Source organism: Microbacterium sp. BG28, from assembly GCF_034044005.1.
Lineage (GTDB): Bacteria > Actinomycetota > Actinomycetes > Actinomycetales > Microbacteriaceae > Microbacterium.
The window spans coordinates 624,233-647,267 of sequence record NZ_JAXCHA010000002.1 but is presented as its reverse complement, the minus strand read 5'-3'; the positions used below and the strand labels follow the sequence as shown (position 1 = coordinate 647,267).

At 68.9% G+C, this 23,035-nt stretch carries 25 protein-coding genes and 1 tRNA gene; 14 read left to right on the top strand and 12 right to left on the bottom strand.

What is annotated here, in order from left to right; all coding sequences use genetic code 11:
- Positions 1–3: 3 nt before the first annotated feature.
- Both SK224_RS09015 and SK224_RS09010 read right to left on the bottom strand, forming a co-directional pair.
- On the bottom strand, positions 4–1,020 hold the full coding sequence (locus tag SK224_RS09015; protein WP_320434378.1) for a tRNA (adenine-N1)-methyltransferase: 1,017 nt from the start codon (positions 1,018–1,020) through the stop codon (positions 4–6).
- Positions 1,017–1,703 carry an HAD family phosphatase gene (locus SK224_RS09010; RefSeq protein ID WP_320434377.1) on the bottom strand — a complete coding sequence of 229 codons (687 nt, stop codon included), beginning with the start codon at positions 1,701–1,703 and terminating at the stop codon, positions 1,017–1,019. The genes SK224_RS09015 and SK224_RS09010 overlap by 4 nt, the downstream gene beginning before the upstream one ends.
- 110 nt (positions 1,704–1,813) lie before the next feature.
- Here SK224_RS09010 and SK224_RS09005 point away from each other — a divergent pair, with 110 nt between their 5' ends.
- The gene (locus SK224_RS09005) at positions 1,814–2,677 is read left to right on the top strand and encodes a PAC2 family protein (RefSeq protein WP_320434376.1); all 864 of its coding nucleotides are present in this window, start codon (positions 1,814–1,816) and stop codon (positions 2,675–2,677) included.
- A gap of 13 nt (positions 2,678–2,690) precedes the next feature.
- Here the strand turns inward: SK224_RS09005 and SK224_RS09000 are convergent, their stop codons facing one another.
- Both SK224_RS09000 and SK224_RS08995 read right to left on the bottom strand, forming a co-directional pair.
- The gene (locus SK224_RS09000; protein WP_320434375.1) at positions 2,691–3,527 is read right to left on the bottom strand and encodes an undecaprenyl-diphosphate phosphatase; all 837 of its coding nucleotides are present in this window, start codon (positions 3,525–3,527) and stop codon (positions 2,691–2,693) included.
- A gap of 30 nt (positions 3,528–3,557) precedes the next feature.
- Positions 3,558–4,871, bottom strand: a complete 1,314-nt coding sequence (locus SK224_RS08995; RefSeq protein ID WP_320434374.1) for a M20/M25/M40 family metallo-hydrolase — start codon at positions 4,869–4,871, stop codon at positions 3,558–3,560.
- Positions 4,872–4,997: 126 nt separating this feature from the next.
- Here SK224_RS08995 and SK224_RS08990 point away from each other — a divergent pair.
- Positions 4,998–5,082 (top strand) — tRNA-Leu (locus SK224_RS08990).
- Between the two features lie 80 nt (positions 5,083–5,162).
- Here the strand turns inward: SK224_RS08990 and SK224_RS08985 are convergent.
- Positions 5,163–7,028, bottom strand: a complete 1,866-nt coding sequence (locus tag SK224_RS08985) for a DEAD/DEAH box helicase (protein ID WP_320434373.1) — start codon at positions 7,026–7,028, stop codon at positions 5,163–5,165.
- Between the two features lie 107 nt (positions 7,029–7,135).
- Between SK224_RS08985 and SK224_RS08980 the strand changes: the two genes are divergently transcribed.
- Positions 7,136–7,984, top strand: a complete 849-nt coding sequence (locus tag SK224_RS08980) for an SGNH/GDSL hydrolase family protein (protein ID WP_320434372.1) — start codon at positions 7,136–7,138, stop codon at positions 7,982–7,984.
- On the opposite strand, the gene SK224_RS08975 is transcribed toward SK224_RS08980, so the two are convergent.
- Positions 7,963–8,778, bottom strand: a complete 816-nt coding sequence (locus SK224_RS08975; RefSeq protein ID WP_320434371.1) for an RNA methyltransferase — start codon at positions 8,776–8,778, stop codon at positions 7,963–7,965. The genes SK224_RS08980 and SK224_RS08975 overlap by 22 nt on opposite strands.
- A gap of 100 nt (positions 8,779–8,878) precedes the next feature.
- Here SK224_RS08975 and SK224_RS08970 point away from each other — a divergent pair, with 100 nt between their 5' ends.
- From SK224_RS08970 to SK224_RS08955, 4 genes are read left to right on the top strand one after another with little or no spacing between them, the layout of a single operon-like run.
- Positions 8,879–9,721, top strand: a complete 843-nt coding sequence (locus tag SK224_RS08970; RefSeq protein WP_320434370.1) for an NAD-dependent protein deacetylase — start codon at positions 8,879–8,881, stop codon at positions 9,719–9,721.
- Between the two features lie 26 nt (positions 9,722–9,747).
- Positions 9,748–10,341 (top strand): histidine phosphatase family protein, encoded by a 594-nt coding sequence (locus SK224_RS08965; RefSeq protein ID WP_320434369.1) that lies wholly within the window; start codon positions 9,748–9,750, stop codon positions 10,339–10,341.
- A gap of 42 nt (positions 10,342–10,383) precedes the next feature.
- A complete protein-coding gene (locus tag SK224_RS08960) occupies positions 10,384–12,132 on the top strand; it encodes an alkaline phosphatase family protein (protein ID WP_320434368.1) in 1,749 nt (582 codons plus the stop codon).
- A 57-nt stretch (positions 12,133–12,189) separates the two neighbouring features.
- On the top strand, positions 12,190–12,663 hold the full coding sequence (locus tag SK224_RS08955) for an Lrp/AsnC family transcriptional regulator (protein ID WP_274288197.1): 474 nt from the start codon (positions 12,190–12,192) through the stop codon (positions 12,661–12,663).
- Here the strand turns inward: SK224_RS08955 and SK224_RS08950 are convergent.
- A complete protein-coding gene (locus tag SK224_RS08950) occupies positions 12,635–13,630 on the bottom strand; it encodes a DMT family transporter (protein ID WP_320434367.1) in 996 nt (331 codons plus the stop codon). The two genes, SK224_RS08955 and SK224_RS08950, sit on opposite strands and share 29 nt — an antisense overlap.
- 73 nt (positions 13,631–13,703) lie before the next feature.
- Between SK224_RS08950 and SK224_RS08945 the strand changes: the two genes are divergently transcribed.
- A complete protein-coding gene (locus tag SK224_RS08945; protein ID WP_320434366.1) occupies positions 13,704–14,264 on the top strand; it encodes a CGNR zinc finger domain-containing protein in 561 nt (186 codons plus the stop codon).
- On the opposite strand, the gene SK224_RS08940 is transcribed toward SK224_RS08945, so the two are convergent.
- Complete coding sequence (locus tag SK224_RS08940; protein ID WP_320434365.1) at positions 14,224–15,123, bottom strand: alpha/beta hydrolase; 900 nt, start codon at positions 15,121–15,123, stop codon at positions 14,224–14,226. The two genes, SK224_RS08945 and SK224_RS08940, sit on opposite strands and share 41 nt — an antisense overlap.
- 68 nt (positions 15,124–15,191) lie before the next feature.
- Between SK224_RS08940 and SK224_RS08935 the strand changes: the two genes are divergently transcribed.
- Positions 15,192–15,953, top strand: coding sequence for an exonuclease domain-containing protein (locus tag SK224_RS08935; protein ID WP_320434364.1), 762 nt, complete (start codon positions 15,192–15,194; stop codon positions 15,951–15,953).
- Positions 15,954–16,007: 54 nt separating this feature from the next.
- Here SK224_RS08935 and SK224_RS08930 read toward each other — a convergent pair whose 3' ends face one another.
- The 3 genes from SK224_RS08930 to glgA all read right to left on the bottom strand — a co-directional run bounded on the left by SK224_RS08930 (position 16,008) and on the right by glgA (position 18,377).
- Positions 16,008–16,259: a type B 50S ribosomal protein L31 gene (locus SK224_RS08930; RefSeq protein ID WP_137417031.1), complete on the bottom strand. Its 252-nt coding sequence runs from the start codon at positions 16,257–16,259 to the stop codon at positions 16,008–16,010.
- A gap of 100 nt (positions 16,260–16,359) precedes the next feature.
- A complete protein-coding gene (locus tag SK224_RS08925; RefSeq protein WP_320434363.1) occupies positions 16,360–17,145 on the bottom strand; it encodes an ABC transporter ATP-binding protein in 786 nt (261 codons plus the stop codon).
- Between the two features lie 41 nt (positions 17,146–17,186).
- Positions 17,187–18,377: a glycogen synthase gene (gene glgA / locus SK224_RS08920; protein ID WP_320434362.1), complete on the bottom strand. Its 1,191-nt coding sequence runs from the start codon at positions 18,375–18,377 to the stop codon at positions 17,187–17,189.
- A gap of 46 nt (positions 18,378–18,423) precedes the next feature.
- Here glgA and glgC point away from each other — a divergent pair, with 46 nt between their 5' ends.
- Genes glgC through SK224_RS08905 form a run of 3 tightly spaced genes read left to right on the top strand, consistent with a single transcriptional unit; the run spans position 18,424 to position 21,067 of the window.
- The gene (glgC, locus tag SK224_RS08915; RefSeq protein WP_320434361.1) at positions 18,424–19,665 is read left to right on the top strand and encodes a glucose-1-phosphate adenylyltransferase; all 1,242 of its coding nucleotides are present in this window, start codon (positions 18,424–18,426) and stop codon (positions 19,663–19,665) included.
- A gap of 51 nt (positions 19,666–19,716) precedes the next feature.
- Complete coding sequence (gene serB / locus SK224_RS08910) at positions 19,717–20,361, top strand: phosphoserine phosphatase SerB (protein WP_320434360.1); 645 nt, start codon at positions 19,717–19,719, stop codon at positions 20,359–20,361.
- Between the two features lie 31 nt (positions 20,362–20,392).
- Positions 20,393–21,067 (top strand): alpha/beta hydrolase, encoded by a 675-nt coding sequence (locus tag SK224_RS08905; RefSeq protein ID WP_320434359.1) that lies wholly within the window; start codon positions 20,393–20,395, stop codon positions 21,065–21,067.
- 3 nt (positions 21,068–21,070) lie between these two features.
- On the opposite strand, the gene fabG is transcribed toward SK224_RS08905, so the two are convergent.
- The gene (gene fabG, locus SK224_RS08900) at positions 21,071–21,781 is read right to left on the bottom strand and encodes a 3-oxoacyl-ACP reductase FabG (protein ID WP_320434358.1); all 711 of its coding nucleotides are present in this window, start codon (positions 21,779–21,781) and stop codon (positions 21,071–21,073) included.
- Positions 21,782–21,887: 106 nt separating this feature from the next.
- On the opposite strand from fabG, the gene SK224_RS08895 reads away from it, so the two are divergent.
- Together SK224_RS08895 and SK224_RS08890 are read left to right on the top strand one after the other, a co-directional pair.
- Positions 21,888–22,502, top strand: coding sequence for a DUF4190 domain-containing protein (locus SK224_RS08895; protein ID WP_320434357.1), 615 nt, complete (start codon positions 21,888–21,890; stop codon positions 22,500–22,502).
- A 15-nt stretch (positions 22,503–22,517) separates the two neighbouring features.
- On the top strand, positions 22,518–22,898 hold the full coding sequence (locus SK224_RS08890) for a DUF3099 domain-containing protein (protein WP_320434356.1): 381 nt from the start codon (positions 22,518–22,520) through the stop codon (positions 22,896–22,898).
- Positions 22,899–23,035: the final 137 nt, after the last annotated feature.

Sequence of the window (23,035 nt, the reverse complement as noted above, 5' to 3'; positions counted from 1 at the left end):
GGATCAGTCTACGTGCTCGTCGGTGTCGTCTCCCGCCGCCGCTTGGCGTGCGCCGGCGGCCGCGCGCTGCGCCTCGCGCACACGCTTGCGGAGGTTCTTGTCGGTGATCTGCCGCTCCCCCACCGCACCCGGCGTCCACAACTCCACATCCTTGTCGCTGTAGCTCGACTTGGATGCGCGCCGCTTCTGCTCGGGAAGCACGGCGCCCGGAGCGAGTCGTCGCGCGGTCAGCAGGAAGCCGGTGTGCGCGACCATGCGGTGATCCGGGCGCACCGCGAGCCCCTCGACGTGCCAACCGCGCACGAGCGTCTCGCTCGCCTCAGGGTCGGTGAAGAGTTCGGTGTGACGGATGTACTCGGCGACCCGGCTGAGCTGCGTGGCGGTGGCGACGTAGCAGATCACCACACCACCGGGCGCGAGGGCGTCGGCGACGACATCGATGCACTCCCACGGCGCCAGCATGTCGAGCACGACGCGGTCGACGGATGCCGGCTCGACCGCCTCCGGCAGGCGCTCGACGAGATCCCCGACCTCGAGGGTCCAGTTCTCGGGCACGGACCCGAGGAAGGTCTCGACATTGGCACGCGCGACCTCGGCGAAGTCCTCCCGCCGCTCGAACGACGTGAGCCGCCCCGTCGCGCCCACTCCGCGCAGGAGCCAGAGAGCGAGCGCACCCGAGCCGACACCCGCTTCGACGACGACCGCCCCGGGGAAGACATCGGCCTGTGCGACGATCTGCGCGGCATCCTTCGGGTAGACGATCGCCGCGCCGCGCGGCATGGACATGACGAAGTCGCGCAGCAGCGGGCGCAGGGCCAGGTACTCGTGACCGCCGCTGTTGGCGACGACGGAGCCGTCCGGCAGCCCCTCGAGATCCCGATGACGCAGCACGCCGTGATGCGTGTGCAGCTCACCGCCGTCCTTCAGCGTGATCGTGTGGAGCCGACCCTTCGGTCCCGTCAGCTGGATGCGGTCGCCGAAGCGGAAAGGGCCGCGGGGTGCGGAGGCAGGAGTGGTCATCGTGCGACGTCCTCGGGTTCGTGATGTGCGGTGAACAGACGAGCGATGTCGTCGGCGTCGATGTCGGCGAGTGAGGGCCACAGGGCGGCGGCACCGACGCCCTCGAGCGAGACCATATGGGGAACACCCAGGGCGACGGTTCCGGCTGCGATCGCGGAGCGCAGTCCGTTGGGCGAGTCCTCGATCGCCACGGTCCGAGCCGGATGCACGCCGAGCGACGCACAAGCCTGGAGGTACGGATCCGGGAATGGCTTCGGCCGCGTGGCCTCGTCACCGGCGATCACGAAGTCGAAGGCGTCGAAGTCGATGAGTTCGACGACCGCATCCGCCATGCGGCGCAGCGACATCGTCACCAGAGCCGTGCGCACTCCCGCGGCGCGGAGACTGGCGAGCAACTCCCGGGCGCCGGGCCGGAACGGGACGCCGTCCTCGCGCAGGGAACGCATGACGCGGGTGGTGAGAGTGTCGACGATCTCATGTTCGGGAAGACGCACACCGGCGTCCTGCAGGAGCCTCGCCGCGTCATCGAGCCCGAGGCCGACCATGCCCAGTGCCTGCTCGTGGGTCCACACGCCGCCGTGCGCGGCGACGAGAGGGCCTTCGGCCGCCATCCAGTAGGGCTCGGTGTCGACGAGTGTGCCGTCCATGTCCCACAGGACGGCGTCGGGTAGCTGGGGGGTCACCGTCCCATGCTACGAGGCGCCCCGACGCCTCCCGCGCCACGGGGCGCCGCTGCACCTATCCTGGAACGATCCCCGCGGCACCCAGCTGCTGCGGAAGAGAGGGAGTGACGGTGGAGGGACTCGGTCGGCGCGTTCTGGTCGCCGCCTTCGACGGCTGGAACGATGCGGGTGAAGCGGCGTCCGCGGCGCTCGCTCTCCTGCGCGCCGAAGGCGACTACGAGCCCGTGTACTCGGTCGATCCCGAACTGTACTTCGACTACCAGTACACCCGCCCTACGGTGAGCCTGGATGCGGAGGGCAATCGCGCGCTCTCGTGGCCGGAGACGACACTGCTGCGCCCGTCGCAGCAGACTCGGGGAACGCAGCTGTGGCTCCTGACGGGCGTTGAACCGGCACGGGCCTGGAAGGCTTTCGCCTCCGAGCTCGTCGACTTCGCCCTCGCCGAGGACATCACGGGCTTCGTCGCGCTCGGCTCGATGATGGCGGATGTGCCGCACACCCGCCCGATCTCGATCTTTGCCGGCAGCGACAGCGACGCGCTGCGCACGGGTCTCGGCCTCGAGAGAAGCTCCTACGAAGGGCCCGTCGGCATCCTGAGCGTCCTCGCCCATGTCGCGGAACAGGCCGGCATCCCTGCGGCGTCGCTCTGGGCCAGCGTCCCGCATTACGTTGCGGGCCACACGCCGTCCCCGAAGGCCACGCTGGCGCTGTTGGATCGCCTGGAGGACATCACCGGGGCGAAGGTGCCCCGCGGTGAACTGTCGACCCAGGCCGCCGCCTGGGAGGCGTCCATCGACGCGGCCGCGGCCGACGACGAGGAGATGACCGAGTACATCCGCGGACTCGAGCGCACGCGTGACACGTGGGACTCGCCGGACGCGTCCGGCGACGCCATCGCCCGTGAGTTCGAGCAGTATCTGCGTCGCCGCGGCGACGGACCGGGCAAGCCCGGCCGCGACGAGCCGCGACGCTGACGCGGGGACGCGATCAGGCGGCGATGACGCCCGTGGCGAGCATGATCATCACGAACGCACCCAACGCGACGCGGTAGATCACGAACGGCAGGAAGCTGCGCTTCGAGATCCACGCCATGAAGTACTTGATGACCACGAGCGCGACGAAGAACGCGACGACCGTCGCGGCCCCCGTCTCCCACAGATTGAAGACCGGGTCGACCTCGGGCTCACGGACCACCTTGAACAGCTGATAGAAGCCGCTGCCGAACACCGCCGGAATCGCGAGCAGGAACGCGTACCGCGCCGCTGCCGCGCGCTCGTAGCCGAGGAAGAGACCCGCGGTGATGGTGCCACCGGAGCGCGACACCCCCGGCACGAGGGCGAGCGACTGCGCCAGACCGAAGACGATGCCGTGGCCGACGGTGAGGTCCTTGAGCTTGCGGCGGTGTGCGCCCACGGCATCGGCGATGCCGAGGAGCACACCGAAGAAGATGAGCATGCCCGCCACCAGCCAGAGCGAGCGGAACACTCCCTCGATCTGATCCTGGAAGAAGAGCCCCAGCGCGACGATCGGCACCGACCCGATGATGATCAGCCAGCCCATCCGCGCGTCGGGGTCGTTACGCGGTACGCGTCCGGTGAAGGAGCCGAACCAGTGCGAGATGATGCGGACGATGTCCTTCCAGAAGAAGATCACGACCGCCGCCTCGGTTCCGATCTGCGTGATCGCCGTGAACGCCGCGCCCGGATCCTGAGCGGAGGGCAGGAAGGCTCCGAGGATCGCGAGATGTGCGCTCGAGGAGACCGGAAGGAACTCGGTGAGGCCTTGGACGAGGCCCAGAAGGAGCGCTTCGAGGAAATTCTGCATCGACGGCCTTTCGCCTTATCGGATGACGGGTCAGCAGGTGCGGAGGAAGTCGGTCAGCACGCGCTGCCCGAACACGAGCGAATCGATCGGGACGCGCTCATCGACACCGTGGAACATACCGGTGAAATCCATGCCCGGCGGAAGGCGCAACGGCGCGAACCCGTAGCCGGTGATCCCCAGACGAGAGAGAGCCTTGTTGTCGGTGCCCGCGCCGAGCAGGTACGGGATGACGGGTGCCTCGGGATCGTGACGCGCGAGGGCTCCGACCATCCGGTCGACGAGATCCCCCTCGAACGTCGTCTCCAGGCCCACGTCGCGCACGACGGTCTCGATCTCGATCCCCTCGCCGACGATGCGTCGGATGTCCGCCAGCGCCGCATCCTCGGTTCCCGGCAGCACACGGACATCGATCAGCGCCTCGGCGCGGTCGGGGATCACGTTGTGCTTATAGCCCGCGCTGAGTGCTGTCGCGTTCGCCGTCGTGCGCAGACTCGCGCGAAGGAATGCGGATGCGGGCCCGGCCGCGTCCGCCAGCGCATCGGGGTCGGAGGTGTCGGTGCCCGTGAGATGGGACATCTCGGCGAGGAATCGCTCGGTCGTGTCGGTGAGGCGCAGCGGCCACTCGGTGCGCCCGAGGGTCGCGACGGCCTCCGCGAGGCGGACCACCGCGTTGTCGGGGTGGAACCTGCTGCCGTGGCCGGCTGCACCGCGCGCCACCAATCGCAACCAGATAAGCGCCTTCTCCCCCACCTGCAGGAGGTAGGCCCGTCGGGAGCCGACGTCGATGGAGAAACCGCCGACCTCGCTGACCGCCTCCGTCGCGCCGGCGAAGATGTCGGGCCGGTGCTCGACGACCAGCGATGAGCCCTCCACACCGCCGTTCTCCTCATCGGCGAAGAACGCCAACACGAGATCGCGTTCGGGCTGTCGACCTGCTCGCACAAGCTCCGCGACCGAGGTGAGGATCATGGCGTCCATGTTCTTCATGTCCACCGCGCCGCGCCCCCACAGCATCCCGTCCCGGACGACGCCCGCGAACGGGTCGACGCTCCAATCGTCCGCCACGGCGGGCACCACATCGAGGTGACCGTGGACGACCAGGGCCGGCCGGGTGCGGTCTCTCCCGGGCACGCGGGCGAACACGTTCGTCCGACGCGCGACCGGCTCGTAATACTGCGTCTCGAGACCGAGCTGCTCCAGGTAGGCGCCCACGTACTCGGCGGCCTCGCGCTCGCCGACGGCACGACCACCACCGTAGTTCGTCGTGTCGATCCGGATGAGGTCTCGCGCGATCCGCGCGACCTCGGGCAGATCGGGCGCGCCCCCGGCAGTCGCGTCCGTCATGGGGTTCAGGCTACCCGTTCCGTGTGTCCGTCCCGTGACGCGCGACACACGCGGGGCGTCCCGGATTAACGACCGGACACGGGACGTGGTAACGTTGCTCCTCGTTGCGAAAGCGACGAAAACACTGCGCGGGTGGCGGAATAGGTAGACGCGCTAGCTTGAGGTGCTAGTGCCCGTATAGGGCGTGGGGGTTCAAGTCCCCCCTCGCGCACAGTGACAGAAGAGGGTCCCGGAAGGGGCCCTCTTCTTCGTTGTCCGCGGGGTGTCCCGCGCGCGGCTGCAGAGAGCTTCTCAGCTGTGGACGCGCTTGCGCAGCAGCTCGATCCGAGCCTGCAACTGGGCGACGGTCGCGTGCGAGACGGCTGGACCGCCGCACAGTCGACGCAGTTCGGTGTGCACGGCGCCGTGCGCCTCGCCGCTCTGTCGTGCGTAGAGCCCGACGAGACTGTTCAGCAGCTGCCGCTGCTCCTTGAGGGTGCGGTGCAGGGGCGCGGGGATGTCACTCGGCGGCTCCTGCTCCCCCGCCGCCTCGCGCGCTTCCCGCGCGGAGCGATGGCGTCCTTGACGAGCCTGGCGTTGCATCAGGAGTTCGTGCACGTGCTCCGGTTCGAGCAGCCCGGGGATACCCAGGAACTCCTCCTCCTCCGGGGTGCCGGGCACGGCGAGTTGTCCGAACTCCTTGCCGTCGAACAGCACACGGTCGAAATGGGCGTTGGCGCCGAGCGCCTGGTACGCGAACTCCTCGGTCAGCGCGTCGGATGCGGAGTCCTCGCGCTCCGCCTGGTTCATCATGTCCTCTTCGGCATCCCACATGTCCTCCGCGTCGCTCTCGCGGTCGAGCGCGTGGTCGCGCTGGCGCTCCATCTCGTTGGCGAGCGTCAGAAGCTGCGGGACGTTGGGAAGGAACACGCTCGCGGTCTCACCGCGACGCCGAGCACGCACGAAACGCCCGATCGCCTGCGCGAAGAAGAGCGGCGTGGAGGCGGACGTCGCATAGACGCCGACAGCGAGGCGAGGCACGTCGACTCCCTCGGACACCATCCGCACCGCCACCATCCAGCGAGAATCGGAAGCGGAGAACGTCTCGATGCGCGACGATGCCTCGGCCTCGTCGGAGAGGACGACGGTGACGGGCTCTCCGGAGATCTGCTGCAGGATGTCGGCGTACGCGCGTGCCGCCGTCTGGTCGGTCGCGATCACGAGGCCGCCCGCGTCGGGCACCTGTTCCCGCACCTCGGAGAGACGCCGATCGGCCGAGCGCAGCACGGCGGAGATCCACTCCCCCTCGGGGGCGAGCGCCGTGCGCCACGCCTGAGACGTGATGTCCTTCGTGTTGTCCTGGCCGAGCTGGGCCTCCATCTCGTCGCCCGTCTTGGTGCGCCATCGCATGTGCCCGGCGTAGACCATGAAGAGCACGGGCCGCACGACACCGTCTTCGAGCGCACGGCGGTAGCCGTATGCGTAGTCGGTCCGGGAGATGCGGTTGCCCTTGGCATCGGGGTGGTACTCGACGAACGGAATGGGGGCGGTATCGGAGCGGAAGGGTGTGCCGGACAACAGCAGCCGGCGAGTGGCGCGGCCGTACGCTTCGCGCAGTGCATCGCCCCAGCTGAGGGCGTCGCCGCCGTGATGCACCTCGTCGAGGATCACGAGGCTGCGCTTCTCGATGGTCAGGTACTGGTGGACGGATGCCTTGACCGCCACCTGTGCATACGTCACGGCGACGCCGTGGTACTGCCGGGCCGGAACGGTGTGGCGGTTGCTGAAGTGGGGATCGAGGCGGATGCCCACCCGTGACGCCGCGTCGGCCCACTGCGTCTTGAGGTGCTCCGTCGGAGCGACCACGATGATGCGGTCGACGACGCCACGGCGCAGAAGCTCGCTTGCGAGACGCAGCGCGAAAGTCGTCTTGCCGGCGCCGGGCGTGGCCGCGGCCAGGAAGTCGCGCGGTCCCTTGCCGACGCCGTCCGGACCGTCCAGCGAGAAGTACTGGTCGAGAGCCTCAGCCTGCCAGGCGCGCAGACGCTGAGCGGTTCCCCACGGAGCTCGTTGCGGATACGTCGGCGACAGATGCTCGGCGGCGAAACTGCCGATGTGTTCGGCCCCGTGTTCGTCGGTTCGATCGGCGCCGATGGTCGTCTCCCGCTCGTCGTCCATCGCACCTCCGTTCTCGAACGCGAGAATCCACGATAGGCGAGATCGCGGACACCCGGCCCCGACCTTCGTTCAGGACCCGGGGCTACGCTGAGAGGTCAGGAGGAACGATGACGACCGAATCGGCTCTGCCCCATCGCACGCCCTACGTTGCCAACGATCAGAGACATCCGTGGCGGCGTTTCGTCGCCATCGGTGACTCCTTCACCGAAGGACTCGGCGATCCCTCACCCGAGTCCCCGGGCGGCAACCGCGGCTGGGCGGACCGCGTCGCCGAGGTGCTGGGCGCCGGCGTCGACGACTTCGCGTATGCGAACCTTGCGGTGCGCGGCCGCCTGATCGGCCAGATCGTCGCGGAGCAGATCGAGCCCGCCCTCGCCCTCTCCCCCGACCTCATCAGCTTCTGCGCGGGAGGCAACGACGTCATCCGCCCCGGCACCGACCCGGACGACATCTCGCAGCAGTTCGAGGACGCCGTCATCCGGCTCTCATCGACCGGCGCGACCGTCGTCGTGTTCACGGGCATCGACACGAACTTCTCCCCGGTGTTCCGTGGCTTCCGCGGGAAGGTCGCGATCTACAACGAGAACCTGCGCGCGATCGCCGACCGGTACGACTGCATCGTCGCCGACCAGTGGGGTCTGAAGGAGATCCAGGACACACGCTTCTTCGCGGACGACCGCCTTCATCTGAACACCCTCGGGCATCACGAGGTCGCGCGGATGGTGCTGCGGGCTCTCAACGTCCCCAACGACCTGACCCCGATGCAGCCCGCGCCGATCGCGGTGCGGAACTGGCGTGCAGCCCGAGCCGACGACCTGGTCTGGGCGCGGACCTACCTCGTCCCCTGGGTGCTGCGTCGTCTGCGGCACCAGTCGTCGGGAGACCACGTGACGGCGAAGCGTCCGGAAGCGTCGCGCGTGGCGCGCATCGACGATCAGGACCCCGCGGGCGGGTGAGCGAGCGCCCAGAGCGCCACGGCGCCCGCTGACGCGACATTGAGCGAGTCGACGCCGCCCGACATCGGGATCGTCACCACGGTGTCGGCCGCGCGGAGCGCGCCACGGCTCAGGCCGTCGCCCTCTGCGCCCAGCAGCAAGGCCACCCGCTCGGGCCTCGACGCCGCGAACGTCTCGAGCGCGACGGCGTCGTCCGCGAGAGCGAGAGCCGCCAGGTGGAACCCCGCGTCGTCGAACAGGTCGCGCGCCGCCGGCCACGCCGGAAGGCGGGTCCACGGCACTTGGAAGACCGTGCCCATGCTGACACGCACGCTGCGCCGATAGAGCGGATCCGCGCATCGCTCGGTCACGAGCACCGCATCCGCGCCCATGCCCGCAGCCGCGCGGAGTGCCGCGCCGACGTTCGTGTGATCGACGATGTCCTCGAGGACGAGTACCGTGCGGGCGTTCCGCAGGAGGTCGGCCACATCCGGCAACTGCGGCCGGTGCATCGCCGCGAGCGCGCCGCGATGCACGCTGTATCCCGTGACCGACTCGGCGACCTCAGACGGGACCACGTACACCGGCGCGTCCGAGTGCGCCAGGAGCGCCGACGCCTCTTCGACCCACTTCTGCTGCACGAGCACGGATCGGGGTCGGTGACCGGCCGCGATCGCCCGAGCGATCACCTTCGCAGACTCCGCGATGTACAAACCCTGTTCCGGCTCCGACACCCGCCGCAGTGCGACGTCGGTGAGGTTGCGGTAGTCGTGCAGGCGCGGGTCGTCGGGGTCGGTGATCTCTTCCAGGTGCATACGTCCTCCCCAGCCAGCTAACCAGCCTCGGACGCCGGCGACGAAACATGCCCGCAAACCGGCAGGCGTAGGCTCGGCAGCAGGAGGTACTGTGCCACTCGTGACGGAACCCGATCCGACCGCTCTCACGCAGCTGGAGCGCGCGATCGACGCGCTGGCCGGCCGACGGGTCGCCGTCCTCACCGGCGCCGGGGTGTCCACCGACTCCGGCATCCCGGACTACCGCGGACAGGGCGCACCGGTGCGCAAGCCCATGAGTGTCGAGCAGTTCCTCGCTGAGGAGAGCGCCAGACGTCGCTACTGGGTGGGCAGCCACCTCGGCTGGCGGCGCTTCGCCGCGGCCCAGCCCAACGAGGGCCACCGCGCCCTCGCCCAACTCGAGGCGGCGGACATCACGAGCGGCGTCATCACGCAGAACGTCGATGGACTGCACGTGCGGGCCGGGTCTCGCCGCGTGGTCGAGCTGCACGGCACGATGCGCCGCGTGGGCTGCCTCCAGTGCGGGCAGGTGTTCGACCGGCGAGATCTCGCCGAACGGGTGGAGGCGGACAACCCGTGGCTCAGCGAGACGGAAGAGCTGCCGCTCGGTCCCGACGGCGACGTCGCGGGGGCCGAGGTGGACGGTTTCCGCATCCCCGAATGCAGTGTGTGCGGAGGCGTGCTCAAGCCGGACGTCGTCTTCTTCGGCGAGTTCATCCCCGCCGAGCGGTTCCGCGAGGCCGAACAGCTGGTGCGCAGCGCCGACGCTCTTCTGGTGGCAGGATCCTCGCTCGTCGTGAACTCCGGAATCAGATTGGTCGAGCGCGCCCGGCGACGTAGGCTTCCGGTGGTCATCGTCAACCGCGGACAGACCCGGGCCGATGCCCGGGCGACGGTCAAGGTCGACGCCGGGACGAGTGAGGTGCTCACCGCTCTGGCCGAGGCTCTTCCCCGCCGACGCTGACTCCGCTTCGACACCCTGACAGGCCTGTGACCCACCTCATCCTCATCCGCCACGGCGAGACCGACTGGAACCGCGCGCGCCTCATCCAGGGCGCGACTGACATCCCCCTCAACGACACCGGACGCGCCCAGGCGCGCGAGGCCGGCCTCCTCCTGCGCGACCGGCTCGACGCGGATATGCCCGTCGTGCTCGTCTCGAGCGACCTGCAGCGCGCAGCCGAGACAGCGGACATCGTCGGGGCGATCCTGGAGCGGCCCGTGACCGGCCGTTATCCCGAGCTGCGTGAGCGCTCGTACGGCGAAGCCGAAGGCGTGTCCATCGATGAGCTCACCGAACGCTGGGGACGCGGGCCCGACGCCCGGGTGCCGGGCGCCGAGACCCGCGAGCAGCTGCGAGAGCGGGCGCTGCGTGCCGTGGCGCGGGTCATCAGCGATGCCTCGGTGGAGTCCGTGCCCCCCGTCGTCGTGGCCGTCGCGCACGGCGCCCTCATCCGCGAGGTGCTGGCCTTCGCGACGGACGAACAGCTTCCCGCCGACGGCGACCGGCTCGGCAATGGATCGGCGCAGGAATTCTCGTGGGAGAACGGCGTGCTGCGCCTGCTCTCCTACTCGTCCGTCTGAGCCGAGGCATCGACTCGACGATGCCGTAGCCTGGCTCACACCATGAGCCGTCGACCGAGGAACGTTCCGAACCCGGAATCCGGAGCCGCCTCCCGGCGCGACTTCCTCCGAGTTGGTGGGCTGGCCCTCGGCGGACTGGCCCTGGGAGGAGCCGCCGGAGCGGGGGCGGCGACGGTGCAGGCCTCGACGCGTCCGTCACGCGCCGCGAACGAGCCCGGCTTCGCCCACGTCGTGGTTCTCATGGGCGAGAACCGGTCGTTCGACAACCTTCTCGGCCATCTCTACACCCCCGACACGCTCCCCGCCGGTGCCCGTTTCGACGGTCTCGCGTTCGGCGAATACTCGAACCCCGCTCCCGATGGGCGCACCGTGCCTGCGCACGTCTATACAGGTAGCACCGATGACATCATGTGCTCGCCCGACCCCGATCCGGGCGAGACGTATCCCCACGTGAACACCCAGATCTTCGGCACGGTCGACCCTGCATCCAACGAGACCTCCTGGCACCGTCCGCTTCGCGCTCCGTGGAATGCCCCGTCCGCGGGCAGCACCCCGACGATGCGGGGCTTCGTGCGCGACTACGTCGCGAACTATCGACGAACGAGCAAGGGCAGAGAACCGTCTCCCGCCGACACCGACGTCATCATGGGCGGATTCTCGCCCGCGATGCTGCCGGTACTCTCCACGCTCGCTCAGGGGTTCGCGGTCTACGACCACTGGCACTGCGCCGTGCCCAGCCAGACGTACTGCAACCGTTCCTTCTTCCATGCCTCGACCTCGCACGGCTTCGTCACGAATCGTGGCGGCGGCGGCTACAGCAAGTGGCTGGATGCGGCTCCGGCCCCGACGATCTTCAACCGCCTGGAGGAGGCGGGTCGCAGCTGGCGCATTTACTTCGACGAACAGCAGCTGGTCTCCCTCACGGGTGTCATGCATGCGCCCGTGCTGGAGAAGTACTGGCGCAGCGACCACTTCGCATACATGGACCGGTTCTTCGCGGATGCCAAAGCCGGCGCCCTGCCCGATTACGCGTTCATCGAGCCGCGGATGGTCTACAACCACAACGACTTCCATCCGCCCTTCGGCGTCGTGCGCGGAAGCGAGGTCGACGGATCCCCCGTGTTCGACTCGGCGGTGTCGGACGTGCGCGCCGGAGAAGCACTGGTGGCGAGCGTCTACGACGCGATCCGCACCTCCGACAGCAGTGAGGGCTCCAACGCGCTGAACACCCTCCTGCTCATCACGTTCGACGAGCACGGCGGCACCTACGACCACGTCGTCCCGCCCAGGGCCACTCCTCCGGACCCCGAGGCGGCAGAGGGCGAGATGGGCTTCCGGTTCGATCGGCTCGGACCGCGAGTGCCCGCGATCGCCGTGTCGGCGTACACGAGAGCAGGAACGGTGATCAACGAGGAGATCCACCACGCGGCCGTCATCGCGACCCTCTGCCGGTTACACGGCCTCGAACCACTGACCGATCGCGACCGCGGCGCCCGGACCCTGTTCAGTGCGACCAACCTGACCGAGCCCCGTCACCCGTCCACCTGGCCCACGGTGAACCCTGCCTATGTGCCGCCTCTGCTCGAGGAGGACGAATTGGAGGAGATCCGCACCTCCGACAAGCCGCTGACGTCGCCCGCGAAGGGCCTGCTCGGACTTCTTCTGGAGCGCTACGGCCCGAGCGGCGCCCCGGAGCCGGAGACCTACGCCGACGCGTACAACATCCTCAAGGCGCACGGACTGGGTCTGTTCACGACGCAGGGTGCGTCGCCGAGCCCCACTGCGTCGTGACCTCCGCCGCGCAACATGCGCAAACGTCGCTCTCTACTGCTGCTAGCGTTGCGCATCATGCCCGCCTTGGACCGTATCGACATCGAGCTGCTCCGCGCCCTCGCTGACGACCATCGCGCAACGGTCGTCGCTCTCGCCGAGCGCCTTCAGCTGTCCCGGAACACCATCCAGGCTCGGCTCGCGCGCCTGGATCGCACGGGAGCGTTCCTCAGCTACCAGCGCGCCCTCTCGACGAGGGCGCTCGGCTTCCCCATCGAGGCATACGTCAGCGTCACCGTGCGACAGCACGAACTCCCGCGGATCCGGGAACAACTGGCGGAGGTTCCAGAGGTCTTGCAGGCGCACGGCCTCGCGGGTTCGGTCGATCTGCTCGTCCGTGTCGCCTGTCGCGACGCACAGCACCTGTTCGACACGGATGCCCGCATCCTCGCTATCAGCGGGGTGGAGCGCACGGAGACCTCCCTCGTCATGGACGAGGTGATCCCCTATCGTGTGACGCCTCTCATGGCGTTGGCGCAACCACAGCGCTAGATCCGACCGCGTGCACGGACGCCGAAGAGGCGTCCATCCGCACCAGCACCACGCCCACGATCAGGACCACCCCGCCCAGGATCTGCACCGGGCCGGGGGCTTCGCCCAGGAGCAGCCAGGCGAACAGCAGCGCGAAGAGCACCTCGGACAGCCCGACGAAGGATGCGAGCCGAGAGCCGAGCATCGGCACGGCGATCACCCCGAGGGCGTAGCCGAGCGTCGTGGCCACGGCGCCGACCCAGCCGATGGCGGCCCACGCCGGGAGCTCGAATCCCGCCAGCGCGACGGACACATCCGGGGCAGAGAACGGCAACAGGCCGGTGGCGCAGAGGACGGTCATGAGAGCGGCGCCCACGATCAATCCGCCCGCCGCGAGGGCCAGGGGCGGCAGCTCTTCGCCGGTCCGTTCGGACAGCAGGAAGTATGCACCGACGCAGACCGCCGCGCCGAGCGCGAAGATCGTGCCGAGAAGGTCGAAGCGCGCTCCCGCGATGTCCACCACCAGTACGAGACCGAGCATCGCAACCGCCGAGCCCGTGAGCACAAGTCGGGACGGCGCACGACGCGTGCGCACCCATGCGAGCAGGACGAGCAGCACGGGGGCGAGGTACTGCACGAGGAGCGCGACGGCCACCGGCATCCGCTGCATTGCGGCGAAGTAGAAGATCTGGCAACCCGCAACGCCTGTCAGACCGAACCCGACGATGATCGGCCACTGCCGCCGCAGAAGTCCCGGCCGGCGCCGCACGGCCCGCACGAGAGCCGGCGACAGGATGAGCGCCGCCAGCGACATCCTGACCAGGAGAGCCGCGCCCAGCGTCCAACCGGCTTCGATGAGCGGTTTCACGACAGGGCCGCTGGACGAGAAGGCGAGCGCCGAAGCGAGTCCGACGGTCAGTCCCGCGACACGCCGGCCGGGCGCCGGAAGGGGCTGGGCCACGGCGAGTGAGGAGGTCTGGGCGACCATCGGCGTCTCCGGATGTCAGGAGTAAAGTGGAGGAACGCTGGTGACGTTATCCCCCTTGCAGTCAGGAGTCAACTTGATCTTCACCCCTGACACCCGCTCGTCCCTGGTCATGACCGCGGACATGGTGAACACCCTGCCGGGCACGGCTTCGCCAGACGTGGACGGCCTGGTCGATCTGGACGATCTCGCCGCGTATCTGCAGGTGCACCCCTACTCGGGAACGATCCGTCTCAACCCCGTGGAACTCGAGGCGATCCGCCGTATCCGGCCGCGCTTGCGAGAGCTCTGGGCCCTCGATCGTGACTCCGCGGTGCCCCTCGTGAACGCCATGCTGCACGAGAGCAATGCGGTACCGCGCCTCGTGCGCCATGACGCATACGACTGGCACATCCATGCCACGCCCGACGACGGTCCCCTTGCCGACCGCATCCTCATCGAGGCGGCGATGGCGTTCGTCGACGTCATCCGCGCCGATGCGTACGAGCGGATCCGCGTCTGCTCGGCCGACGATTGCGGGGCCGTCTACGTCGACTTCTCACGCAACGGGTCCAAGCGCTACTGCGACACGGGCAACTGCGGCAACCGGATGAACGTCAACGCGTACCGTCAGCGGAAGGCGCGAGAAAGCGACTGATCGCGACCGCCGCCGGCTCGGGGGTCTCGTAGTGGATCAGATGGCCGACACCGGGGATCTCGACGAGCTCCGCGTCGCGGAACAGCCGGCGCAGAGCGCGCTCCGCCTCGATGGGCGTGATGTCGTCGAGTTGCGCCGCAACGAGCAGCGTGGGCTGCGAGATGCGCGGCGCGAACTCCCGCACATCGTGAGAGACGGACGCCACGAACGCCTGCAGAAGGACGTCGCGGTCGGCGAAGCGCGAGAAGTAGCGGTCGTGCTGGTCGTGCACGAACCGTCGCAGCAGCGGCTGACGCGTCTTGACCATGGCGATGCTCATTCCCCGCACGATCGCGCGGTTGCGCAGCAGCGCGTCACCGATGGGCGCCGGCAGACGCGCCGCCGCACGGTAGTAGAACACCGCGAGGCGCGTGAGGAACCCGCGAGGCCCCTCCAGCGCCGGCGCTCCGATCGGGTTCACGAGCACGAGTCGATCCGTCGGGAGCCCCTCCGCCACGGCCGCCGAGGCCACGATGGACCCGAACGAGTGGCCGAGGATCGGTGACCCTGCCGCGACCTCGTGCGCGAAACCACGCAACCACTCCGCGTAGAGCTCCAGGTCGTGGACGCGGTGCGGAACGGGTGCGGTCTCGCCGAAGCCGGGGAGATCGGGGGCGATCACCCGGAAGCCCGGCAGGTTGGCGACGACCGGCTCGAGCCCGTGGTGGTCACCGCGGAAGCCATGCACGAGCAGCAGCGTCGTGTGGGCCTCTTCGTCGCCGTACTCCCAGTAGACGGTCTCGCCGCCCAGGACCTCGGCGGTGCGCCGCTGCACGGGGATGGGCGCGAGCTTGTCGGCATAGGGATGCGGCGCTGTCACCGTTCGAGTGTACGTCCCGCCCGGCGTGGTCCTCGGGGCGTGGGGGTGGTCTCCCGTAGCGTGATCGCATGTCCGACCACCCCGTCGCCGCCGGCGCCCCCGAGGCGCTCTTCGACCTCGAGGAGTTGACACCACGTTCTCCCGAGTGGGTCAGGCGCATCGGTGTCTTCGACCTCGAGACGACCGGCGTCGATGTGACCCGCGACCGTATCGTGACCGCGCACGTCGGCGTCCTGGACGAGACCGGATCCGTGATCCGGGCACGCTCGTGGCTCGCGGATCCGGGTGTCGAGATCCCCCAGGGTGCGCAGGCCGTGCATGGCATCTCCACCGCGCACGCCCGAGCCCACGGGCGTCCCGCTCCAGAGGTCGTCGCCGAGGTGTGCGCCGCACTCTCGGAGCTCTTCGCAGCGGGCACGCCGATCGTCGCCTACAACGCCCCGTACGATTTCTCCCTGCTGCGATACGAGGCCGCCCGCCATTCCGTGCCGCCGATCGAAGACCCGTCTCCCGTCATCGACCCGCTGGTGCTCGACAAGGCGTTCGACACGTATCGTCGAGGCAAGCGCACGCTGAGCGTCGTCGCCGAGCACTATCGGGTCGTTCTCGACGGCGCGCACGAAGCCGCAGCGGATGCGGTCGCCGCGGGAAGGGTCGCGCTCGCCCTCTGCGAGAGGTATGGCGATCTGCTGCCGGCGGCCGTCGCAGAGCTCCACACGAACCAGATCGCGTGGGCGAGGTCTCAGGCGGAGAGTCTCACCGAGTACTTCGTTCGCATCGGCCGCATCGATCCACTCGATCCCGTCGACGGACGCTGGCCGATCCGGTGAGACACGCACGAAGGGCCCCGCGAGAACGCGGGGCCCTTCGTGCGTGATGGCGTCTTACTTGGCGCCGAAGTTCTTGAAGCGCTGGTTGAACTTCTCGACGCGACCGGCCGAGTCCATGATGCGCTGCTTACCCGTGTAGAACGGGTGCGAGGCGGACGAGATCTCGACGTCGACGACGGGGTACTCGACGCCGTCGAGCTCGATCGTCTTGTCGCTCGAGACCGTCGAGCGGGTGAGGAAGGTCTCGCCCGAGCCGAGGTCGCGGAACACGACGTCGCGGTAGTCGGGGTGGATGTCAGTCTTCATGGATGTTCCTTGCGGGAGTGCTTCGGAGGAAAGTCTGCGGTGCCGGAAGCACCAAAAGACGAGTCTAACAGGAGGAGCGGCGCTTCGCCGCATCCGGCGCTCAGCGTGCCGCGCGCGCGGCATAGCGGCCGTCGGCCTCGGTGACCACGATCGGCATGCCGAAGGTGTCGGAGAGGTTCTCGGCGGTGAGCGTCTCGGCGATCGGCCCCGACGCGACCACGGCCCCCGCACGCAACAGCAGCACGTGCGTGAATCCGACCGGGATCTCTTCGACGTGGTGCGTGACCATGACCATCGCCGGCGTCGTGGGCGCCTGCGCGTAGCCGCTCAGCAGCTCGAGAAGCTCCTCGCGGGCGCCGAGGTCGAGGCTCGCGGTCGGCTCGTCGAGGAGCAGCAGCTCGGGGTCTGTCATGACGGCGCGGGCGATCTGGACGCGCTTCTGTTCGCCGTCGGACAGCGTGCCGAAGGTGCGATCGGCGAGATGATCGAGCTTCCACTCCGCCAGCACACGCAGCGCACGGCGCTCGTCGATGCGGTCGTACTGCTCGTTCCAGCGTCCGAGCACGGAGAAGGCTGCGGTCAGCACGACGTTCAGGACCGTCTCTTCGGTGGGGATGCGTTTGGCCATCGCGCTGGAGGCGAATCCGATACGGGGACGCAGTTCGAACACGTCGGTGCGTCCGAGACGCTCACCCAGGATGGTCACCGCGCCGGAGGTCGGGTGGTCGAGGGTCGCGGCGAGTTGCAGGATGGTGGTCTTGCCCGCGCCGTTCGCGCCGAGGACCACCCAGCGCTGGTCGCCATCCACCTGCCAGTCCAGATGGGAGACGATGTCCTTGGCATTGCGGCGGACGACGACGTCGGAGAAATCCAGCACCTGCGGCATACCGCCCAGCCTACCGGGCCGGCGGTTGCGGCCGAGCCGGTTCAACGCGTCTCGAGCACCTCGCGATAGAGCTGCTCGGTCTCGGCGGCGATGCGCGTCCAGCTGAAGTCCTCGACCGCGCGGCGGCGACCTGCGGCACCGTAGCGCGCGGCCTGCTCGGGATCGGAGACGACCTCGGTGAGCACACGGGCGAGATCCTCGACGAAGCGGTCGGGGTCCAGCGGCGTCCCCGTCCCGTCCTGGATCTGCTCGATCGGGACGAGGCGTCCCGTCTCTCCGTCGACGACGACCTCGGGGATGCCGCCCGTGGCGGTCCCGACGACGGCCGCGCCGCACGCCATGGCCTCCAGGTTCACGATGCCGAGCGGCTCGTAGATGGACGGACAGACGAACGTGGTCGCGGCCGTCAGGATGGCGGACAGCTCGGGGCGGGGCAGGTGCCGGTCGATCCAGACCACCCCGTCGCGCGTCTCCTGCAGCTCGCGCACCAGGGTTTCGACTTCCGCCATGATCTCGGGCGTGTCCGGAGCGCCGGCGCAGAGCACCAACTGAACGTCCGCGGGCAGCATCCTCGCCGCACGGAGCAGGTACGGCAGGCCCTTCTGCCGGGTGATGCGGCCGACGAAGACCACGGAGGGCCTCGACGGGTCGATGCCGAGCGTGCGCAAGAGGTCCTCGTCACGGGTCGGCTGCCAGGCCTCGGCGTCGATGCCGTTGTAGATGACGCGCACGCGCGCCGGGTCCACTTGTGGGTACGCGCGCAGGATGTCGGCGCGCATCCCCTCGCTGACCGCAACGACCGCCGCTGCGGATTCATAGGCCGTGCGTTCGACCCAGCTCGACACGGCGTAACCGCCACCGAGCTGTTCGGCCTTCCAGGGCCGCAACGGTTCGAGCGAGTGCGCCGTGACGACGTGCGGGATGCCGTGGAGGAGGGAGGCGAGGTGGCTCGCGAAGTTCGCGTACCAGGTGTGGCTGTGCACGATGTCGGCCCCGGCCACGTCGCCGACGATCTCCAGATCGGTGCCGAGCGTCTTGACCGCAGGGTTCGCATGCGCGAGTTCCGCGGGCGTGGCATACGACGTCGTGTCCGGCTCGTCGCGAGGTTCTCCGAAGGCGCGCACCTGCACCTCGATGCGCTCCCGCAGGGCGCGCACGAGCTCGGCGACATGGACTCCGGCCCCGCCGTAGATCTCAGGCGGGTATTCCTTGGAAACGATGTCGACGCGCATGTCATGGACGCTAGTACAGGGGGTGCGTGCGGCATAGTCTGGTGCCATGCCGGCACCCAAGGTCTTCGGAATCATCCTCGCGGGTGGCGAAGGTAAGCGACTCATGCCGTTGACGGCCGACCGGGCTAAGCCGGCGGTGCCGTTCGGCGGACAGTACCGACTCATCGACTTCGCCATCTCGAACCTCATCAACTCCGGGCTGCGCCAGATCGTCGTGCTGACGCAGTACAAGTCGCACAGCCTCGATCGCCACGTCTCCCAGACCTGGCGCATGTCGGCACTGCTCGACTCCTACGTCACGTCGGTGCCGGCCCAGCAGCGCCTCGGCAAGCGATGGTTCTCCGGCTCCGCCGATGCGATCCTGCAGAGCCTGAACCTCATCAACGACGAGCAGCCCGACATCGTCGTCGTGGTCGGCGCGGACCACGTGTACCGGATGGACTTCCAGCAGATGTTGGACGCGCACATCTCGTCCGGAGCGCGCGCGACGGTGGCCGGCATCCGCCAGCCGATCGGCCTGGCCAACCAGTTCGGCGTCATCGACGTCGAGCCGGACGATCCGACCCGCATCCGCGAGTTCCTCGAGAAGCCGCAGAGTCCGGCGGGGCTCGTCGACAGCCCGCACGAGGTGCTGGCCTCGATGGGCAACTACATCTTCAACACCGACGCGCTGATCGAGGCCGTCGAAGCGGACGGCGAGCTTCCCACCTCGAATCACGACATGGGCGGCGATATCGTCCCGTACTTCGTCGACCGCGGCGAGGCCGGCGTCTACGACTTCATCCGCAACGAGGTGCCCGGCTCCACCGACCGCGACCGTGCCTACTGGCGGGACGTCGGCACGATCGACTCGTTCTACGACGCGCACCTCGATCTGATCTCCACGCTTCCGATCTTCAACCTGTACAACACGCAGTGGCCGATCCACTCCCAGCTGGTGAACTCACCGCCCGCGAAGTTCGTGCGGGACGCGGTCGGGCGTATCGGCAACGCCATCGACTCCGTCGTCTCGCTCGGATCCGTGCTGTCGGGGACGCACCTGGAGCGCAGCGTCGTGGGCCCCTGGACCTTGGCCGGCGGCGGATCGACCATCACCGACTCGGTCCTATTCGACCGTGTCCGCGTGGGGGCGGGTGCACGCATCCATCGTGCGATCCTCGACAAGAACGTCGTCCTGGCCGACGGCGCGACGGTGGGCGTCGATCGCGAACGCGACCTGGCGCGGGGATTCACGGTCACCGACTCCGGGATCACCGTCGTCGGCAAGAACGTCCGCGTCGAGCCGTAACAGCGGCGGAGTCGGTCCGGCACGCGCACCCGCGCGCGCTAGCGTGGACGGATGCGTGAGAACCGTCCTCGTCGTCTCCTCGTCGTCCTCGACGCCGACTCCACTCTCATCCGCAACGAGGTCATCGAACTGATCGCGGACGAGGCCGGACGAGGTGCCGAGGTCGCGGCGGCGACGGAAGCCGCCATGCGGGGCGACGTCGACTTCGCCACGAGTCTGCGCTCCCGTGTCGCGCAACTGCGCGGTGTGCCCACCGCATCCTTCACACGGGTGCGTTCGCGCATCCAACCGACACCGGGCGTGCGCGAGCTGATCGATGCCGTGCATGCCCGCGACGGCATCGTCGGCGTGGTCTCCGGAGGATTCCACGAGATCCTCGACGAGATCGCGCCGGCTCTCGGAGTCGACCTCTGGCGCGCGAACCGCCTCGAAGTCGAGTCCGGCGCGCTGACGGGCGTCGTATCGGGAGAGATCGTCGATGGTGGGGCCAAGGCGTCGCAGTTGCGCGAATGGGCCGCTCGGTACGGGGTGGATCCGCGACGCACCATCGCCATCGGCGACGGTGCCAACGACCTGCCGATGATGCGTTCGGCGGGTCTCGGCCTCGCGTTCAACGCCAAACCGGCGGTGCGCGCCGCCGCGGACCTCGTCATCGGCCCCGTAGATCTGCGCGAAGTCATCCCGCTCCTGCCCTGACACGGTCCGATGCCGGGCGTAGAGTCCGGGGATGCAGCTCATCCTCATCCCGGGCCTGTGGCTGGATGCCGCGTCGTGGGACGACGTCGTGCCCACGATCGACGACGCCGGCTTCGACGCCGTTCCGCTCACCCTTCCGTCCTCGCCGGAGGCGCACCTGGCGGATTGGGTCGCCGCCGTCGTGACCCGGATCGACGCCGCCGGCGAGCCCGTCGTGCTCGTGGGGCACAGCGGCGGCGGCAATGTCGCCTGGGGCGCCGCGGACGCACGCCCGGAGGCGGTCGCGCGCGTCGTCTTCGTCGACACGGTGCCTGTGCCCGACGGCGCCGGCATCTCCGCGTTCCCGGTGGTCGACGGCGTCGTCCCCTTCCCCGGCTGGGAGACGTTCGACGCGCCGGACGTCGCTGATCTCGATCACGCCACGCGCGAGCGTGTCGCCGCCGCGGCGGTTCCCGTCCCGGCATCCGTTCCGACCGACCCGCTGCACCTGCACGATAGGCGCCGGCACGGCATTGCGGTGACAGTCCTCTCCGGCGGCGCCGACGCCGACGAACTCGACGCGCAGCTGGCGCAGTGGCCGAGCTATCGCGACGAGTGGCACTCCATCGTCGACCGCGAGGTCGTGCCGATCGGCTCGGGCCACTGGCCGCAGTTCTCCCAGCCACAACGGCTGGGAGCGTTCATCGTGCGAGCGGTGGAACGCTGACGGTCAGTGCCCCATGCCCAGACCGCCGTCGACCGGGATGACGGCGCCGGAGATGTAGGCGGCGTCGTCGGAGGCGAGCCACGCCACGACCGCGGCGACTTCGGCGGCGGTGCCGTAGCGACCGGCGGGGATGGCCTTCTTGTACTCGGCCTGCGTTTCGGCAGGCAGCTCAGCCGTCATGTCGGTCTCGATGAATCCCGGGGCGACCACGTTCGTCGTGACCCCCCGCGCGCCGAGTTCACGGGTCAAGGATCGGGCGAAGCCGACGAGTGCGCTCTTGGAGCTGGCGTAGTTGATCTGGCCCGCAGACCCGTACAACCCCACGACGCTGGAGATGAGGATGACCCGACCCCATCGCGCGCGGACGAGGCCCTTGGCCGCGCGCTTGACCACGCGGAATGTGCCGCCGAGGTTCGTGTCGATGACATCGTCGAAGTCGTCCTCGCTCATGCGCAGAAGCAACGTGTCACGGGTGATTCCCGCGTTCGCGACGAGGATGGTCACCGGACCGAGCTTCTCTTCGACCTCGGTGTATGCGGCGTCGAGCGCGGCGGAATCCGTCACGTCGGCGCGCACCGTGAGCGTGCCCTCCGGCCCCTCACCCGAACGAGCCGTCACCGCGACGCGGTATCCGTCGGACACGAAGCGTTCGGCGATCGCACGGCCGATGCCGCGGTTGCCTCCGGTGATGAGCACGACACGGTCGCTCGACATGGTTCTCCTCGTCAGATCGGGCAGAGTCTCCAGCCTATCGACCAGGCTCGTTTGACACCGCCCGGCGGTCACTGGAAGGCTTCCCTCACAGACGGAAAGGCATCAGATGAGCGATCAGAACAACGACCTCCCCGCACCCGAATCGGCGGGAGAGGCCACCACCCCCGACGCTCAGACCGTGCCCGCGGAACCCGCGGCAGCGGCCCCGGCCTCACCCGACTACCAGGCGCCGGCGTACGCACCGCCGTCCTACCCGGCCCCGTCGTCGCCGGCTCCCTCGCCCTCCGCCGGCTACCCGGGTTACAGCGCACCGGCGGCAACCCCTCCGGCCTACCCGGCGTACAACGTCCCGCCCGCCACGCCCGCTTATCCCCCGGCGTACCAGGGGGCACCGGCATACGGCGCCCCGCCTGTGTACACGCCGTATCCGACCGGCCCGAAGACGAACAGCCTCGCCGTGGTGTCCTTGGTGTCCTCGATCATCGGGGTCGTCCTCATCCCGTTCATCGGTTCCATCGTCGGCATCATCACCGGTCACATCTCGCTCAAGCAGATCCGCGAGCGCGAAGAGGGCGGTCGCGGGCTGGGGCTGGCAGGCACGATCACCGGTTACGCCGGCCTGGTGCTCTACGCGATCATCGCGGTGCTCATCGTCCTCTGGATCGTCTGGATCGTGAACCTCTCGAACGGCGCCTACTACGACTACAGCTACTCCTCCTGACCGACCCCACGAGCGGTGCCTCCGGCGTACTCTGGAAGCACCGTGAAGCAGCCCTCCCCACCACAGTCGGCGACCTCGCTCCCCCACGCGCCGCGTGAGGAGTCGAGTGCTCGCATGCTCAAGTACGTCATCATGATGGGCGTACGGGTGGCCTGCTTCGTCGCGATGATCCTCGTCACCCCTTATGGCTGGTACACGTGGCTGTTCGCGGCGGGGGCGGTCTTCCTTCCCTATATCGCGGTCGTCGTGGCGAACGTGGGTCAGGAGTCCCGCGCCGCGCCCGCCGAGACCGTGACGCTCCCCGCTCTCGAAGGGCGCGAAGACAAGCCGTCCCCGACCCCGCCCACCCAGGTGATCACCATCTCCGAGACACCCCCGAACCCGCACGACGCATGAGTGAAGAGGCGATCTGTTCGCGAGCGGGATGTCGCGACGGCGCCCTCTGGCGGGTGCTGTGGCGCAATCCGCGTATCCATGACGCGGACCGGCAGAAGATCTGGTTGGCCTGCGACGCGCATGTCGCGTATCTCCGT

Coding starts and splice junctions, on each gene's coding strand:
- SK224_RS08950 (WP_320434367.1), bottom strand. CDS start 13,630: ATGGTCGCCCAGACCTCCTCACTCGCCGTGGCCCAGCCCCTTCCGGCG.
- SK224_RS08995 (WP_320434374.1), bottom strand. CDS start 4,871: ATGACGGACGCGACTGCCGGGGGCGCGCCCGATCTGCCCGAGGTCGCG.
- serB (WP_320434360.1), top strand. CDS start 19,717: ATGCGTGAGAACCGTCCTCGTCGTCTCCTCGTCGTCCTCGACGCCGAC.
- SK224_RS08960 (WP_320434368.1), top strand. CDS start 10,384: ATGAGCCGTCGACCGAGGAACGTTCCGAACCCGGAATCCGGAGCCGCC.
- SK224_RS08980 (WP_320434372.1), top strand. CDS start 7,136: ATGACGACCGAATCGGCTCTGCCCCATCGCACGCCCTACGTTGCCAAC.
- SK224_RS08930 (WP_137417031.1), bottom strand. CDS start 16,259: ATGAAGACTGACATCCACCCCGACTACCGCGACGTCGTGTTCCGCGAC.
- SK224_RS09015 (WP_320434378.1), bottom strand. CDS start 1,020: ATGACCACTCCTGCCTCCGCACCCCGCGGCCCTTTCCGCTTCGGCGAC.
- glgC (WP_320434361.1), top strand. CDS start 18,424: ATGCCGGCACCCAAGGTCTTCGGAATCATCCTCGCGGGTGGCGAAGGT.
- SK224_RS08935 (WP_320434364.1), top strand. CDS start 15,192: ATGTCCGACCACCCCGTCGCCGCCGGCGCCCCCGAGGCGCTCTTCGAC.
- glgA (WP_320434362.1), bottom strand. CDS start 18,377: ATGCGCGTCGACATCGTTTCCAAGGAATACCCGCCTGAGATCTACGGC.
- SK224_RS09000 (WP_320434375.1), bottom strand. CDS start 3,527: ATGCAGAATTTCCTCGAAGCGCTCCTTCTGGGCCTCGTCCAAGGCCTC.
- SK224_RS08905 (WP_320434359.1), top strand. CDS start 20,393: ATGCAGCTCATCCTCATCCCGGGCCTGTGGCTGGATGCCGCGTCGTGG.
- SK224_RS08925 (WP_320434363.1), bottom strand. CDS start 17,145: ATGCCGCAGGTGCTGGATTTCTCCGACGTCGTCGTCCGCCGCAATGCC.
- SK224_RS08985 (WP_320434373.1), bottom strand. CDS start 7,028: ATGGACGACGAGCGGGAGACGACCATCGGCGCCGATCGAACCGACGAA.
- SK224_RS08895 (WP_320434357.1), top strand. CDS start 21,888: ATGAGCGATCAGAACAACGACCTCCCCGCACCCGAATCGGCGGGAGAG.
- fabG (WP_320434358.1), bottom strand. CDS start 21,781: ATGTCGAGCGACCGTGTCGTGCTCATCACCGGAGGCAACCGCGGCATC.
- SK224_RS08975 (WP_320434371.1), bottom strand. CDS start 8,778: ATGCACCTGGAAGAGATCACCGACCCCGACGACCCGCGCCTGCACGAC.
- SK224_RS08955 (WP_274288197.1), top strand. CDS start 12,190: ATGCCCGCCTTGGACCGTATCGACATCGAGCTGCTCCGCGCCCTCGCT.